Below are 982 nucleotides of genomic sequence, written 5' to 3' on the forward strand. Positions count from 1 at the left end.
TCAGGACCCCGGCAGGCAGGCCCACCTCCTGGAACACCTCGGTCAGCAGCAGCGCCGTCAGCGGGGTCAGGTTGGCCGGCTTGAGGACCATGGTGCAGCCGGCGGCGATGGCTGGCGCGATTTTGCGCGTGGCCATCGCCAGGGGGAAGTTCCAGGGGGTGATGAAAAGGCACGGGCCCACTGGCCGTTTGGTGACGAGGAGCCGGGATTTGCCGTCGGGTGCTGTGGAGTAGCGGCCGGAGATGCGCACTGCCTCCTCGGAGAACCAGCGCAGGAATTCGGCACCGTAGGCCACCTCACCGCGGGATTCGGCCAGCGGTTTGCCCATTTCCAGGGTCATGGCCAGGGCGAAATCGTCCGCCCGGGCGGTGACCAAATCAAAGGCGCTGCGCAGGATCTCGGCCCGTTCGCGTGGTGGCGTTGCGGCCCAGGAGTCCTGGACGCGGGCGGCGGCGGCGAGGGCCCGTGCGCCGTCGGCAGGGGAAGCATCCGCGATCCGCGCCAGCGTCGCTCCGGTGGAGGGGTCCTCGACGGCGGACGTGGCGCCGTCGGACGCGTCGGTCCATGCGCCGTCGATGAACAGCTGCTTGGGCAGCATGGCAATGAAGGCGAGTTCGGAGGCGGTCACACCGGTTGTTGTTCCGGCCGGGTCAAGCTTCAGCGTGTTTTCCACTTAGAGCGCTTTCTCGAGGATGGTGCGGATTTCGACCGCCGTGGGCGGCACGGGCGTGTTGTTGATGACGGCATCGGCCAGCGTGTCCTCGACGAGTGAGTCGAGGTCCGCGGCGGTGACACCGAAGTCGGCGAGCCGGCCGGTCATGCCCACCTCGCGGGCCAGGGTGGCGACGGCGGCCACGGCAGCCTCGGCGTTGTCCTCATCGGCGGCGGCGGTGTCGCCAACGCCCAGAGCAAAGGCGAGGCGCGCGGTCCGGTCGAGGCGGTTGCGCAGGTTGAGGCGAAGCACGTCCTCGATGACCAGGCA

General features: G+C 69.0%; 1 protein-coding gene and 1 pseudogene. Both read right to left on the reverse strand.

Features of this window, described 5'->3' with window-relative positions; all coding sequences use genetic code 11:
* Positions 1-598: aldehyde dehydrogenase family protein (locus J9611_RS21425; RefSeq protein ID WP_211883283.1), on the reverse strand; the 598-nt coding region annotated here is incomplete at its 3' end.
* 75 nt (positions 599-673) lie between these two features.
* Positions 674-982, reverse strand: a pseudogene (locus tag J9611_RS21430) (iron-containing alcohol dehydrogenase family protein); the annotation flags it as partial.

The sequence above is a fragment of the Pseudarthrobacter albicanus genome, from assembly GCF_018224015.1.
In the GTDB taxonomy this organism is placed as follows: Bacteria; Actinomycetota; Actinomycetes; order Actinomycetales; family Micrococcaceae; genus Arthrobacter; species Arthrobacter albicanus.